General features: G+C 34.9%; 14 protein-coding genes. All 14 read right to left on the bottom strand.

The window, feature by feature from the left end; all coding sequences use genetic code 11:
• Window positions 1-109: 109 nt before the first annotated feature.
• The 14 genes from AMET_RS09380 to AMET_RS09325 all read right to left on the bottom strand — a co-directional run bounded on the left by AMET_RS09380 (window position 110) and on the right by AMET_RS09325 (window position 14,926).
• Window positions 110-460 carry a GIY-YIG nuclease family protein gene (locus tag AMET_RS09380; RefSeq protein ID WP_012063094.1) on the bottom strand — a complete coding sequence of 117 codons (351 nt, stop codon included), beginning with the start codon at window positions 458-460 and terminating at the stop codon, window positions 110-112.
• Window positions 461-496: 36 nt separating this feature from the next.
• On the bottom strand, window positions 497-1,243 hold the full coding sequence (locus tag AMET_RS09375) for a DUF2087 domain-containing protein (RefSeq protein ID WP_012063093.1): 747 nt from the start codon (window positions 1,241-1,243) through the stop codon (window positions 497-499).
• Between the two features lie 205 nt (window positions 1,244-1,448).
• A complete protein-coding gene (locus AMET_RS26230) occupies window positions 1,449-1,601 on the bottom strand; it encodes a hypothetical protein (RefSeq protein ID WP_012063092.1) in 153 nt (50 codons plus the stop codon).
• Between the two features lie 190 nt (window positions 1,602-1,791).
• Window positions 1,792-2,157, bottom strand: coding sequence for a hypothetical protein (locus AMET_RS09370; protein WP_012063091.1), 366 nt, complete (start codon window positions 2,155-2,157; stop codon window positions 1,792-1,794).
• 206 nt (window positions 2,158-2,363) lie between these two features.
• A complete protein-coding gene (locus AMET_RS09365; RefSeq protein WP_012063090.1) occupies window positions 2,364-2,888 on the bottom strand; it encodes an RNA polymerase sigma factor in 525 nt (174 codons plus the stop codon).
• Between the two features lie 655 nt (window positions 2,889-3,543).
• Window positions 3,544-4,038, bottom strand: coding sequence for a hypothetical protein (locus tag AMET_RS09360; RefSeq protein ID WP_012063089.1), 495 nt, complete (start codon window positions 4,036-4,038; stop codon window positions 3,544-3,546).
• Window positions 4,039-4,190: 152 nt separating this feature from the next.
• Entirely contained in the window at window positions 4,191-4,325 is a 135-nt protein-coding gene (locus tag AMET_RS26890) for a hypothetical protein (protein ID WP_012063088.1), read from the bottom strand.
• Between the two features lie 231 nt (window positions 4,326-4,556).
• Window positions 4,557-5,921 carry an IS4-like element ISAme1 family transposase gene (locus AMET_RS09355; RefSeq protein ID WP_012062613.1) on the bottom strand — a complete coding sequence of 455 codons (1,365 nt, stop codon included), beginning with the start codon at window positions 5,919-5,921 and terminating at the stop codon, window positions 4,557-4,559.
• 105 nt (window positions 5,922-6,026) lie between these two features.
• The gene (locus tag AMET_RS09350) at window positions 6,027-7,679 is read right to left on the bottom strand and encodes a S41 family peptidase (protein WP_012063087.1); all 1,653 of its coding nucleotides are present in this window, start codon (window positions 7,677-7,679) and stop codon (window positions 6,027-6,029) included.
• A gap of 242 nt (window positions 7,680-7,921) precedes the next feature.
• Complete coding sequence (locus AMET_RS09345) at window positions 7,922-9,331, bottom strand: N-acetylmuramoyl-L-alanine amidase family protein (protein ID WP_012063086.1); 1,410 nt, start codon at window positions 9,329-9,331, stop codon at window positions 7,922-7,924.
• Between the two features lie 266 nt (window positions 9,332-9,597).
• The gene (locus AMET_RS09340) at window positions 9,598-10,575 is read right to left on the bottom strand and encodes an arsenic resistance protein (RefSeq protein ID WP_012063085.1); all 978 of its coding nucleotides are present in this window, start codon (window positions 10,573-10,575) and stop codon (window positions 9,598-9,600) included.
• A gap of 629 nt (window positions 10,576-11,204) precedes the next feature.
• Window positions 11,205-12,275, bottom strand: a complete 1,071-nt coding sequence (locus AMET_RS09335) for a DmpA family aminopeptidase (RefSeq protein WP_012063084.1) — start codon at window positions 12,273-12,275, stop codon at window positions 11,205-11,207.
• A gap of 185 nt (window positions 12,276-12,460) precedes the next feature.
• The gene (locus AMET_RS09330) at window positions 12,461-13,876 is read right to left on the bottom strand and encodes an amidohydrolase family protein (RefSeq protein WP_012063083.1); all 1,416 of its coding nucleotides are present in this window, start codon (window positions 13,874-13,876) and stop codon (window positions 12,461-12,463) included.
• A gap of 84 nt (window positions 13,877-13,960) precedes the next feature.
• Complete coding sequence (locus AMET_RS09325; protein WP_012063082.1) at window positions 13,961-14,926, bottom strand: dipeptidase; 966 nt, start codon at window positions 14,924-14,926, stop codon at window positions 13,961-13,963.
• Window positions 14,927-15,035 lie beyond the last annotated feature (109 nt).

Genomic DNA, 15,035 nt, shown 5'->3' with positions numbered 1-15,035 from the left:
TATAGTATTCTGCAATACAGTGCTCACAATATTTTCTTCCAATAATTTATTCAAAATAAGAATACACTTTATACTATTTTAACTTAATTCAAAACAGCTCAAATCCACCTTATCTTTTATAAAATTCCAAGCCCCTTTTAGATAGCTTTTCTTCCCAGATCATCTTTAATATAGTTAATTCCTCTTTATAGTCATCTTTTATTTCATCCTCAGGGCATTCAAGATTCTCAAGTATCTCCATAGTAAAACCTGATGGGCCCTTCTTATTCCAGTCTTCCTGGAGCTCCCTGTTGGGATAATTTCCGGAGTTCAATTTAAATCTTGCGCTGTTCATCGTACCTTTCAAGTCTTCCGTTCCTTCTATATGACACTTTTCCTTCGTGTTTGACCTGACGATATATATCCCCATATCAGGTTTGGTGTTTTTGTAAATCTCCTTCAGTTCCTTTTTTCTATCCATATTTAGTCTCTCTCCTCTCAACAGTTGATCGAATTTCTACTTCATCCAGTATGCCTTGCCGTCAATAGTCCTGTCCATAAACCCATATTCAATCAGGTAGCGTCTGATCAATGCGTAATCCTCATAGATCTCCGCAATGATTTGATTCAATTCCTTCTCTGTATATCTTTTCCCGTGTTCCAGTTGTTCAGCAATTTTTGTAAGGATTACTACTTTTCTCTTTTCCTTTCCCGGGAACCTTTTTAGCTTCAAAGGTGATAGACTTTCAAATTCTGTAGTCAGTATTTTTTCCTTTTCCTTTTCGGTTATGATATACCGTTCATCAACCATGGTTGCGGTACTATGAACAGGTACAATCATCTCATCAGTAGTGGATTTCATTTCCATAACTTGTTCATATATTGCAAGATACATCTTTGCCTGTTTTGCTTTTTCCCGGAACATAAACCTTTGATGTCTCACTGTGGAAGGAGAAATCCCCAGTGTTTTTGCTATATCCTTATCAGATACATTGGAATACATCAGAGACATCAACTCCTTGTGATTATCAGTAAGTGTATTATATTTGGACTCTCCATAAAGAAGCTGCTTCAAATTATCTCCATGGTCACTTTCAACATGTATTTTGACCCCACGAAATGCCTCAAATAATCGATCGCCAAAAGAATAGATCTCTCCTACTTCAAATGCCTTTCTACAAGTATTGCAAATGTAGGAATCAGTATCCTTGTTATATCTGTATCCATTTTTCAGTTCTTCCACTGTTAGCTTTTCAATCTCCACACAATTCACCCTTTTGTTTATTTATTTTATAGACACATTCTACATTAGTTTGCTTTTATAGTCAACGTTTTATATTTTTTAAAATCAATCGGACCTTGTGCGTACATAGTTTTTCTCAAAAGAAAAGCATCCAGTCATTGCTGAATGCTTTTACACTCTTATCATCTATTGTTGTTACGTCTGCTGGGCTTTATCAAATTTGATGTTAATTTTCTCTATATAAGATAAGTACAGAAAAGTAAAATACTGTCGCAGAAAATTTCAAGTCAATCACTTCCACAGACGAGTTTTCCAAAAAATCATTCACTTTACTTTCTACAGTTTTTTCATTAAATGCATAGAATATTTTTGTTTTCAAAGATATCGCCTCCAATTAGTATTTCTCAGAAGATCCGATCAGTGCCAAGAGGACGTTTTTGTTTCCTACATAAACACAAAGGGGTAGTTCTTCCTTACTCCATATCCCTTTCATTACTTTAAAAAGATGATCTGCAGTAACTAATTTATTATATCTTAATTAAATCATGAGTAGATTCGTTTCCAATAATTTATAAATTTTCCATAAAAATATATAAACTTTCATCAGGATATTTTTTTAATTTCATATGTACTTCGTCACCTTTATTTAAATCTTGAACACGATCAACTCCGTTATAATACTCCGATTGTGCCATATTCACTTCTACAATTTCACCATGACTATTTTCAATATAATAGACTAGTATATATAGATTTCTAACATTGCACACATGTCTATAATAAACGGTATAGGGCCTATTGATTACTTGCCATTCTAGAAATTTTCCCTGTAAGTTTAAATAGGTAGCATTTTTTTCTTTCCTTTGCTTTTTTATATGTCCATATGTTTCTACTACAGCAATAAATCCTCCTAGTATCAATATACCTCTCCACACTATGCCACCTCCAGTTTAATTATATTGAATATTTTGTTTCACAATATTCTAAAATAGAGGATTAGTATTCAATAGGGTTTTAAAATAATCCGGTGTAAAATATATATGTCGAATATCTTATTTAGACCCCATTTTTTACTTGCCTCACTATATAGAGGTCACTTTCATCTTAAATGTTCCCAAATTGTTGAAAATTTTATCGTTCTTTAAGCTTTAGATTTTAATATCTTTTTAGCCCTAAACATTCTTGACTTTACAGTTCCTTGACTAATATTTAGTGCAATAGCGATCTCTTCATAAGACAGCTCCACATAATAGTAAAGTACAATGACTTCTTTGTAATGACTGTTTAAATGATTGATTTGTTTCAATATGTTTTCCTTTAATTCTTTTTTTTCTAATATGTCCTCTAGGAGTTCAAATGTCTCTGCTACTTTTATTAATGAGATGATCTTTCCATAATTATCCATCAGAACTTCTTTCTTATTTTTTCTATATTTAGTTTTTGCTAAATTACTGGCTATTGTACAAATCCAGCTTTCAAATTTACTGGGATCTCTCAATGAATCCATCTTATTATAGCCCATAACAAAGGCCTCTTGAACAATATCCTTTGTATCATGTTCATTTCTCAAAATATAATAAGCTACTCGATAAACCTTAGCCATGGATGTTTCAAATAAGATTTTATATGTGCTCATTTCTTTATTCTTATCCCTTAGTGTATTCACTTTGATCAGCCCCCTAATGCACCCATACCAGTTTATACTATGATTCTCTGGATGACGTTCTCAAGTCCTATAAAACTAACTAAAAAAGAAAACAACCCCTTAAGTGTTTATAATCTTGTAATAAGAATCATAAGGGGTTGTCATATATTATTCATATAAAGTTCTTATAAAAGCTAGTATACAGTTATTTTCAATTCACTGCTGGAAATGTATTCCATAGACATATAAACCATCTATCCGTGCCATCATTGTAATGGTTCAGCCATACACCCCATGACCACTAGATAAGTTTAATATAGCACGCAAAATGATTTTCAATCAATAGGATTAGCATAACTGGTTGAAAATGTGGCCTAATTAGCAAAAATGACCTATACATATCAGGTTATCTTTCTATTATTGATATGGCTATTTGTATCTCAATCATACTACCCATATCATTTAACGTCATATATCCTTGATCGCGTTCAATTATTCTTTATATTCTTTTTAGTCTTTTTAGTCTTTTTAGTCCCAAACCATGTATGGTGTCCCAATTCTTTTACCTATTCCGTCCTCAGTACAGATTATTGTAGCTTTTCTCTTTTTCTCTACAAGCAACAAGTATCGTCGTGACAAGTATCATTGAAAAAGAGAATATACAAGTACTCACTGACTACTCGTTACCCCAAACTGTACTTAATTGCTTAACTGTTTCTTGCGAAATTTTCCCTATATATCTTTTATGCTCAAGCCGATCAGTAATGAACATTTCACCGTCACTTTTCAAGTAAACTGTTATCTTATCTATTCTATTAAAATGCTCTTCTTGCCTTGTAATTCGAAATGATAGGTAATAAGGGTAATCCGATATCCAATAATCATTAGTTTTACTAAAGCGATTTCTACTAATGTCCTCTAATAAAACTTCTGCAACGCCACTATTGGTTATTTCTATTTTGGAACCCTCTATAAAACCCTCTTCGTCTAACCTGAACAATTCAATCTTATCAGATGTAACCAGTTCCTGGGTATCAAATTGGTTAAAAGGTGAATAATTGGAGGAGTATAGAAAGTTAGCCACCAATAAGCCTAAGCTCAGTGCATATGTTATTTTTTTATGTCTCCTCTTCTGTTTACTATTCTCGGGATTCTGTTCTTCCTTTTTCAAACTAATTTACCTCCTACATTGTTATAACATCAATATTTACTCCAATTTTTAATACACTTTTCAGTTTTCATTTTTTTCTCCTAACATCGATTTAACAAACGAGTCTCCACAGATTTTCATCTTATTTGTACTAAAAAGAATACCTACACCATCTATTTATCATCATTTTCATTATTTTTCTCTAGTGTCTCAAGAATACTTTTTAACCGGTCATCAATCATCTCAAATCCTTCCTTTACGTTCCATGCTAGCATTCCTAATAAAACTACTAATATTAAGTACCCCATAAACGTCCTCCTTTCATTGGCACATCTTTATTAAATCTTCAATTCAGCAACAGTCCTTGATTATAACGTTCCACCCCCCCCTGTGATAATCGGTACATATGATATATCTGTTGTGTCATCAATAAACAATGTGCAAAACAGATCACTTTATCTACCAGTTTCAAAATTTGAATAGATTAATGCTGTACTTTAATCGTTTCTATATCATATTCCCCAATCATAGGCGTTAACCTAAGCAATATTTTGGAAATTAATTTCGAGAAAAAAGTATTCCTGTAGTATTTCAAACGTTGTTTTTCTCTGACGCTTATCATGCAAACTTTTTTTACTCATTTTCTTGAAAAGTCTTTCAAGAAAATGAATATTTGGTATTGTTAATTGAAGCTTTAGGGCTATCTCATTAGCATGAATTGCAAAAATACTTACAAATCGCAACATACTTAAACTTCTTGTGAAATGTTGATTTGCTGGTATATATAGAACATTGTATAAAGAAAACATGGCAACTACTGCTATTAAGCGCCCATATATCAAACACTCTAGCTGGTATTTACCACAAGAGCCTATTTTATCAATATTTAAATAGCTTTTTAATGATTTAAATACGAGTTCAATTTGCCATCTTGCTCTATATAAATCACAAGCAGCTTCAGGAGATAACTTATCTTTTGTAACATTTGTAACAATAATATTCCATGCCAGCAATTCAGTTTCTTTCGCACTAAGTTGTTTGCCTTGGGCTTTAGCCTGTTGGTTAGCCTTGCGTCTACGTTGATTCACCACTTTTTCTGGCAGGCGAATGGCTACAAAACGACATTTAAGTTGTTTTTTATGGGCTATTCCCAGAAAAACTTCTGTATCAACCACAGTACCCTTTAGTAAATCAGTCAAATCCACCTTAGTTAGTTGTCCTGACTTTTCTACGTAAACAATAGAGTTTTTCTTGATTCTAGTGAGATAGTAACTACCTTTTGTTGATAGTTTTTCAAAAAATGCTTTGCTAAAATATCCTAGGTCTGTTATTAGCAATTCACCTGGATTAACCATGGCAAGTAACTTATCGTTATAGGTAGTATCAGCGCCAGGAGCCTTTGTTATTTCAAGGCTTGAAAATCTAGCAGGAATCAAACTATAAATGCCTTGGACTTTTAAAGAAGATTTAGCATTGCGTCCACCTAATCCGGGGTACAGAGCCACCAGCTTATCCGGCAAAGTAATTTTGGTACTATCACATATCTTTACATCCTTAAACTGCTCAAGAATAGCGGCAGTTTTTACAGGGATTACACTATTCATAGATTTTTGCATCATATGTTTAAATGTTTCCTGTAAAAATAAAGAAGATTTTTTCAGTCTTTTATACACTGCTTCTTTGGAGATTGTTAAGCCTGGTTGAAATGCTTGGCATTTAGATGCAATTTGGTTTAATGAGGGGTTTGCTATATTTAGCAACCCGAATGTGAAAACCTTAAGAATTGTATCAGGCAACATGCCCTTTTGACGCTTCAATAAACCTGTGCCTATGGCAATTTCCATAATTTTATTGTTATCAAACAACCGAATAAATTGTATAATAAGTGATGAAGATATCTTCATGGGAATCTCTCCTTTGTGATGTGATGGTCACTTTGAGATTCCCATTTTTCATGCTTTTTTTCAAATGTAATTTTTACCTTGGAATAACATGGGTTAAGTTAACGCCTATGATTCCCCAATAAATTTTAGAATCCGATCAATTGCTTGATCTGGAGAAACCCAAAAGTCTGGCATAAACCCGATCCCCTCTCTATCTTCAAGTTTAGAGTTTAAAAATAAAGACTGACCAAATCCAATGGGTATATGAGAATGAGGCAATGTATAAGCACCTCCTGATGCTAAGTAAACTCCCGCTGTATTTGTACCAACAAAAATAACGTTTTCCATTTGCCTTAGCATTGAAATAAAGCTCTCACCAGAAGAAGCAATTCCTTCATCCATAATCACAAAGATGATATTTTCATTATTTAAGCGTTGCGGTTGCTTGATATATAACGGAGTCCAGCCTGGATAATAATCTTCTAGAACAATCCGTTCTATCAAATCTTCGGCTTCTTTTCGGAGTTCTAAATCAACCTCAAATTCCATACTGTACTTCATTGCTCCTATGGTAATCTCGGTATCTAGGTGGCTTTCAATCCTATCCATAATAAAGGTCTCCCTTGTTTGACCAGTATAATTCTTAATCCATTCAAAGGAATAGGAATCACCTCCGCCACCGTTCCCCCTTACATCAATAATAAAATAATCTTCATCTTTCAACTTCTTTGCATCCTCTGCAAAATTTTGAATTTGCTCCACGTCCTTTTGTGTTTTAGGAGACATGCTTCTAATCTCGATCATAGGCATATCACCTATTTCGCTATAATTGTAAACACTACTTCCCTTGAAATTTTCACGCGAGATCACCATTCGCATAGCTATCGTCTCATTAATCGTTTTGGTATCAGATTTAAGCTTAATATTTACCTTGCGATTTATGGTCCTTGAAGGATATACTTCACCTAAATAATATACGATTTCTCCATCTTCATTTAATGAAAGCTTTAGATAGTCTTCAATTTCCTCTTCAGCCACCTCTATCAAATAGTACTTTTCCTCGTCAATCATCATATAATATCCTTGGACATCCTTGAAAAAAGCATAGGTTTCACTCATATAGTAATTATGTCTTTGAAATAATTCACGACCACTTATAGTAAAGTGTCCATCTTGAATAAAGCTTAGATGATTATATAATATTTTACTCAGGTCATTGGTGGATATAACCTTATCTCTTTTACTTATTTCTTGTATCATGTTTTCCTTTGCACTTAAAAAGCTTTCATCTCCGCCAAAATATTGATAGCCTGCATAACCGTATTTTAACAATCTAAAGACATGGTCTACATCTATCAAAGCCTCTTCAACTATAATCTCGTCAACTATTTGTTCTGAAAAACCATAGATCACTTCTTCATTGGTCACTTCATCAAATCTGTCAAATTTATAGAGCAGTTTTCCGAAGCCCTCTTTGACTTTTTCTTCATCTATATCGTCAACAAATCTATTGGCAGAGAGGATTTCTTTCACCTCAACTGGTATAGGTACCTTCTTTTCTTCACCAGAAGATGCTTTTTCTATCTCGTCAGTACACCCCATGAACAAAGCAAGACACATCAATACAGATATCATTGCTACTATGTAAGCCTTAAATTTTCCGTTCCGCATTTCATTAGATCCTCCTAAGCTTCTCATTTGAACCGATGGCATTGCTTGATCCTCAGATACAACTTCAACTACTTCGTTAGTTTCTTCATCTGCTGTATTACTGCACACCTCCCCGAATAGTTTTCTCGTCGTAGAATTCTATAAGATTTAGGTTCTTATTCACCTCACTATATAGAGGAGCTTTACACTCTAAATGTTCCCAAATTTCCTGAAGTTTTTATTGTTCTTTAAGTATCAGGATTACAAAACGCTTTGAATTCCTATTTTTGAATTCAAAAATAAGCGCATGCTTTAAGCCATACGCTTATTCTATAGAAATAATAACAATCCTTATTTATTTATTTATTTATTTATTGAAAATACATTACAATTGATCGAAACATAGCTTCTGCCGCAAGTTGCCTATATTCTTGAGTAGCTAATTTTTCTTCTTCCTTAGGATTTGTTAAGAAGCCAATTTCACTTAGAATAGCCGGCATTTTTGTTTCTCTTAAAACATATAGATTCTCTCGTGGCACAACCCCTCTATCACGAGCCCCTGTCATTTGTATCATCTGATTTTGAAAAATCTGTGCCAATCTTCTGTTGCCACGATGATCTTGGGGATTTCCTTCACTTGGGTAATATAGATGCTCTACACCATGGGCATTTGGAGTCAAAGCTGCATTTGCATGAACACTTACAAATAAGTCTGCTCCCATTTGATTTGCTACTGTCACTCTATCTGCAAGAGATACTGTTACATCCCTCTCTCTTGTCATGTACGTTTTAAAACCAGCTTCCTTTAATAGCTTATTAAGCCTATGTGATACATCTAATGCAATTTCTTTTTCTAATAATCCTTTTATAGGTGATATGGCTCCTGGATCTACACCACCATGCCCTGGATCTATCACAACTAATATTTCTGGTTTTTTTGAATCTGTATTGCTTTGGTTGATAAAGCTAATAATCATCTCGCCACTATTTTGATTATAACTAACTTCATAGTCTTTAAACTCTTCAAGTTCTAGCACTAATCTAGTAACCAAAGGATTTGTTTTGAACTGAGAAGCCCTTAAATTGATTACACCTTCTTGTTTTATACTTTGATGCAACACATTTTCTTTTAAATCAAATTTTGTATTATGAAAGTCAAAAACAAGCCTATTAGGACCACTTAACTTTAATACTTCATGATCAACTGCTCTACCGGTATTGATGCGAATTTGAGGAAATCCTGCTTCTGTAGTAAACCTAATGTCCTTCACAGTTCCCTCATTACTATTTGCCTTTTTATGATCTATCACAACTGTTCTAGTATGATTCTCCCAATTTACTTCTAATCCCAGCACTTCAGCTACAAATCTTAATGGAACCATCGTTCTTCCCTTACCCTTATACGTTATGATTTTAGGTGCCACTCCATCTGGAAGTCTCTTTTCTTCTCCATTTATGATGGCTACTGGGCTATCAACCTTTAACAAAATTTCTTTATTTTCCGTTGTAATCGTAGCAGTATACTGCCCTTGATTCCACTCTACCTCAGCCCCCATGCTCTCAGCCACAAACCTTACTGGAACTAAAGTTCTATCGTTATATAGAACCGGTGGCACATCAGTTTCCATAGGTTTGCCAAACACCCTTAAGTTCACAACATTTAACGCCACATTTTTCCCATCCATTAGCATTGTTACCCTACTGCTACTATTGGCATTTGCGTAGGGAATGGAAGAGAATAAAGTAATCATCATCACTACTGTCAAAATTATTTTTTTCATCAACTTGTCTCCTGTCCTTTATCCTTTGATGTCATCGTATAGTTGTTTATACCATTGTTTTAAATATTATGTCAACTAATCTGCTGATTTGTAACTAAACTGTAAAGTAAATGATATACCTATATCATTCAGTGAAAATATCTTCTAAAGTCTCTTCAAACTGTTTGATACCATTTTGATCTGTCTTGTTTAGTTACTCTAATCATCTCTTCTATGGCCTGTTTCTTATTATTTTAGAAAATAAATACCACCAACCAAATGGCTACTTAATTTTGACAATTTTTTAATTTATTTGGCTTCCCAATGATCAATAAAAGTTGAGAGATTACAGCCAATATAGGTAATTCTATTAAAGGACCAATCACTAAAGCAAGAGCGATTAAGGGCTCATCAGGAAAAGAAGCCACTGCAATAGCCAGAGCAACGGGAGAATTTCTAGCCAGTGTCGTAAAGTTAAATGCCACTGTATCTTCATAAGAAAGCTTTAGTAATCGCCCTATTACCTGTCCAATGACAAAATTAACTATATAGAAGATCAGAGTAGGTAATAGTAACTTTAACAAGATAGCAGGATTATTCATTAGAATTTCTCCCTGGGATGCAAACATGGCTACAATCGCCAGGCTAAGAAAAATAATTTGAGTAAAGGACAAACTAGGAAGCAATCTATCTTGAAACCATGCCTCGCCTTTTCTCCTTATGACCCCTTGCCGAACAATCAGTGCTAATATAAATGGAATCATTAACACCAATGTAACTCCTGTCAACAATGCCCCTGCATTGATATCGACTAAAGACCCTCCTAAGACTAATAAGTAAAATGGTAATAGCAAAAGCTGTAATAAAAGCTTGAGAGGCAGAGCGGCTGCACCTAATGCCACATTCCCCTTGGCTATCCCAATAAATATTAAATACCAGTCAGTACACGGTGTTACCATTAGCATAATGAAACCCAGCCAAATAGCTGGTATCTCTCGTAAAAATATACTTCCTAAAGCCCATGCAAAAATAGGTGTCCAAACAAAGTTCATGATCACAGTACTACCAGTGAACTTAATATTTTTAAAGGACTCTCCTATATGCTTTAGGGGGATTTGTAAAAACACGCCAAAGAGCATCAATGTGAGAAAGGGAAGGATAAAGTGCTCCGCATTTGATCCAACTAGGGATACTTGTCCTAGTAATAATCCTAATAAAACAGCACCTAAAATAATGACCGATTGTAATTTATCAATAAAGCTCAAGTGTATCCTCTCCTATCATTATTGGATTATTTAACAATTAAATCAATAATCAAGCCCAAAAGATTTACCAAACTATTATAGCATATCAAGTTACTATTCACTAGTTTGCAAGTAATGTAGTGATTTGAAAAAAAGAATTCCATAAAACAAAAATCATTATCTCAGCTCCTTCTACAGACTGAGCTAATAGCCTCCTATATATTCGTTTTAGGCATGCTACCCCTTATATTCAATGATGATTCCCCCTATAGTCATTTATTGTCCTAAACTATTTTTCTATTGGTCAAGGTCCATGATGATTTTTTTTGCATTCATAGCGTGATATACTGAATCTGTTACGCCTTAAATAGAGATGTGTACATAGATTGTTTTATATTGTACCATCTCTCTTAAGTTCCTTTATTGCATGGTTTACCTTTAAAAACTTATTTCTCTGTCATCAACTACATCTTGATTTGTCATCCAATAAAAAATCTAATGATTAAAAGAGATTCTCTTTCAGTCATTAGATCCTTTAGTATTACAAATTATCCTTTTTATGCAAGTAGCAATTATAAGATATATATAAATTTACCGATCACCTTTTTGAAGATGATTCTTTCTATCTCTGTTTTATGTAACCAACCCAACTATTTGTGTTCATTTTCATACTCATCGAGATATTCCCTAAGCGACACTCGACAGTGTTGATTTCTTCCGACAGTGGTCTCAGCAGTGATCATCGAGTTTATCACACTTTCTTCCACGGCCTCAATCGTTCCTGAAAAGAATTCATTTAATTTCTCCTCTGCTAAGCATTCAATTTTCGTTACAATCTTAGCACTCTCATGGGCAATCAGATTTTTCGTGGAAAATGCAATGACAATATCTCCGCTTCCATGACCGATTTCTGAACCGGTTCTGGCAAGACCCACTGTGACTCGTTTACTGATTCGATTCAGCTGACGGTCGGACAAGGGGGCATCCGTTGCTAATACAATGATTACAGAGCCTTTATCTTCTGTTTCCTGCTGTTTCTGTGTCTCCCCTATTTTTTGCTTCTGATCAATCCATTTTCCGATTTTTCTTCCGTCTAGCAATAAGTTTTCGAGCTTTCCAAAATTCGATAATACCAATACTCCAACGGTGTATTCCCTATCACTTAATCTAATCCTTCGCGATGCAGAGCCTATCCCTCCCTTAAGACCGTAGGCGGTCATCCCTGTGCCTGCACCAACACTGCCCTCGTCAAAGTCCACGGTATCCTTTTCCAACGCCTCAAAGACGTGATGTTTTTGCACATGTCTTCCCCGAATATCATTCAGATACCCGTCGTTACATTCTCCGATAATAGGATTCACAGTTCCCGTAGTCACTCCGATCTCCTTGTTTTCTTCAAGCATATACTCAATGAGTCCATCACATACTATCCCGATATTTAGTGTGTTAGTCAGTAAGATCGGGGTTTCTATTGCCCCCAGTTCTTGAACTTGGAGTAGTCCCTGGGTTTTACCGAAACCGTTAATTACATGACTAGAGGCAACAACCTTCTCTTTGAACAGATTTCCTTTATGGGGATAAATTGCTGTTACTCCGGTTTGAACATCACCCTCTTTAATGGTGGCATGACCTACCGTCACCCCTAAAACATCGGTAATTTTATTGTGAGGGCCCGGCCTTCCCTTGCCAATTCTAATGCCATAATCACGAATTCTTTTCATAGCAAAAGCTCCTTCTTCATGATTTTATGTTTCTACAACATTTAATCCGTATTTCATAGGATCAATGAATTTTAATGAAGAATCGAAGGGATACTTTGAGTGAATATAAGACAGTTCGGTACATCCCAGTATAACCCTTCAGATCCGGCTTTTTCTGTTTTTTCAATCACATAACCAATTATCAATTACTTATTATTCCGTCGTTGATATAATAGTGTGTCTTCTATGTTTACAATATACGGATCAATGTTTTGCATTTTCACATAATCGCTACCTTCATCTGTTGTGATAATCCTTCCTTTCTTCCCAATCACCAGCCCTTCATGCATAATAATTTCACCCATTACCATGGACATCACAGGTTCTTCTTTAGCGGTGTCAATTACGGTTATATCAGCATCGAAACCGATACCCAAAGTTCCCTTGTTTTTTAACCCCAACATTTTTGCAGGATTAACCGAAGTTTTCAGTACAAATTCTTCATGTGTTAAGGCTCCATACTTAACCATCTGTATCCCTTTTTCAATGATTACATTTCTCGGGATCTCCCCTCCGTCTGATGATATCGCCGGTATTATAAAATCTCCAGCTTTATTTTTTGCCGTAGCCAATAATAAACCCGCTTCAATTTTATTAATGGGGAAACTCAGATTCACCCTACCTTTTTTATTTCTATAATACTGTAGCGCTTCTTCACTATTTTCAATGAATGCGTTTATTTCTCCCACATTTGCAACTACTAAGGCAATTCCTGCTACAATAGCATTTTCCACACCACTTTCGGTATTAGCAAAACCATTTTGAATAAGACATTTAGAAGTTACTTCACTAATAGGTATCATCTTTTCACATCGACCGGAAGTACCATTATATCTTGATAGATAAGACTCACTAACTAAATGAGGGTTCGAGGATAGTAACTCAATTGCACTTTGCACCTCTTGAATACTCTCTTGAATTTGGCCTCTGCAATAGGAATTTACATGGGCTACATGAAATGAATTTCCTTCCGCTAAAAAAATCGCTTCTTTAAATCCTTCAATATTACTTCCTTTATTCGTTGTGCCTACATGAAAGGCAATGTAAGCTTTTTCTTCATTAGCTATTTGTATAAACTTTTTCGTAAGCTCAGGACTCATGGGATAGTGCCCACCAATTAGTTTAATCCCCAGAGCTCCGCGCTTCATTTCTGAATGAATAAATTTTCTAATAGAGTGTTGATCATAATCACAGTGCGTGGCGTTATCTGTATTTTGAGGTTGGGCTGCTAAACAAGCAATATTGATGCCTGTACCATACTGATGAATATGCTCGTAGATTTTTTCCGGTGGACCGTACATATCTAATGCCGTAGTCACACCCGCTTTTGCAAGCATATAGTAACCTCTATTTGAACCGTCCAGAGTTAAATGAACATGTGTATCAATAATACCAGGAACACATAATTTCCCTTTTAAGTCGTAAACCTTGTCTGCATTTATTGTATTAATATTTTCGCAAACCTTTACTACCTTTCCGTCTATTATCTCAAGATCTTTCCACCCCTTAACTTCTTGGGTCGGATCTATTAAATACGCATTTTTAAGTATTGTGGTAGTCACTTTTATTCCTCCTAGTAGAGTATAGGATTATTGAATTTTTTTATGTTTATTTATCGTCAAACATCCTCTTCAAAACGCTTTGGTTTATATATTTAAGGAGTAAAAAGATTTAAGATTATCGTATGCTATGGAGGCGATATCGTTTTCACAGTAGCCTCTATTTCTCATCACTTTAATGGCATTTTGAGCATGACAGGCATTCAATAATCTTTCAGTGGGCTTTCTCTTAATACTGTTCTTTTTCTTAGGTGCAGGGAGTAAAAAGTCTGTAAAGTCAAAACCGAATGAAACATGGTCTACACCAATCCGATCAATCATGTGATCAATATGATCGATAACTCTCTCAACCGAAGGATCTTTTTCGTCAACAAAACCAGGCCAGGCATTGACCCCGATCATGCCTCCCATTGACTTTATTGCATCTATTTGGTCATCTTTTAAGTTTCGTTTGTGTTTACATAAAGTATAGGCATTACAGTGTGTTGCAATAACCGGTTTCGAAGAATAATTTATTACATCCCAGAAACTTTTTTCATTTAAATGCGATACATCAATTAAAATTCCCACAGACTCCATCATTTTAAGAGCAAACATCCCATCCTGAGTTAATCCCCTATTCACATCACCATCGAGACCCGTGGCAAGTTGGTTTTCTTCATTCCATGTTAAACTCGCAGTCCTAACCCCATATTGATGTAATCTATGGATCCAATCAAGATCTTTTTTAATAGGTGCCAAACCTTCAATCCCTAATATAATTGCCAATAAATTTTTATCCATCGCTTTATGAAAGTCCACTTCTTTTTCAATTTTAATAAAGTACTGATCCGAATCCTGGAGAACTTTATCCACAATATCTAAGCTGATTTGTAAGCGTTCAAGACTGTTATCTTTATATTTCGGTTCATCCCAAAATACGAAATTACCGGCGACGATCTCACCTTCTTTCAATTTTGGAAGATGTTCTTCAATTAATGTTCTTTTCTCTCCTTCAATGAATTGATCAACGACATCTGTGAAGATGTCGGTATGTCCATCAAAAATTTTCATGTTCCCACTCCTAGCTGATAAGTTGTGAATTTGTAGTTCTTAAAAGTTGAACAATCAGTAATAAATATTTCGCTGACTCGAAGCATATACCCCGAGCCAGCGATCATTT

Origin of the sequence: Alkaliphilus metalliredigens QYMF, from assembly GCF_000016985.1 — a bacterium.
Taxonomy (GTDB): domain Bacteria; phylum Bacillota; class Clostridia; order Peptostreptococcales; family Natronincolaceae; genus Alkaliphilus_A; species Alkaliphilus_A metalliredigens.
This window is presented reverse-complemented; position numbering and strand designations above follow the sequence as displayed.

What these genes read in the sequence shown, in the direction of transcription:
- AMET_RS09325 (WP_012063082.1), bottom strand. Translation starts at nt 14,926, where the DNA reads ATGAAAATTTTTGATGGACATACCGACATCTTCACAGATGTCGTTGAT.
- AMET_RS09355 (WP_012062613.1), bottom strand. Translation starts at nt 5,921, where the DNA reads ATGAAGATATCTTCATCACTTATTATACAATTTATTCGGTTGTTTGAT.
- AMET_RS09345 (WP_012063086.1), bottom strand. Translation starts at nt 9,331, where the DNA reads ATGAAAAAAATAATTTTGACAGTAGTGATGATGATTACTTTATTCTCT.
- AMET_RS09335 (WP_012063084.1), bottom strand. Translation starts at nt 12,275, where the DNA reads ATGAAAAGAATTCGTGATTATGGCATTAGAATTGGCAAGGGAAGGCCG.
- AMET_RS09380 (WP_012063094.1), bottom strand. Translation starts at nt 460, where the DNA reads ATGGATAGAAAAAAGGAACTGAAGGAGATTTACAAAAACACCAAACCT.
- AMET_RS26890 (WP_012063088.1), bottom strand. Translation starts at nt 4,325, where the DNA reads ATGGGGTACTTAATATTAGTAGTTTTATTAGGAATGCTAGCATGGAAC.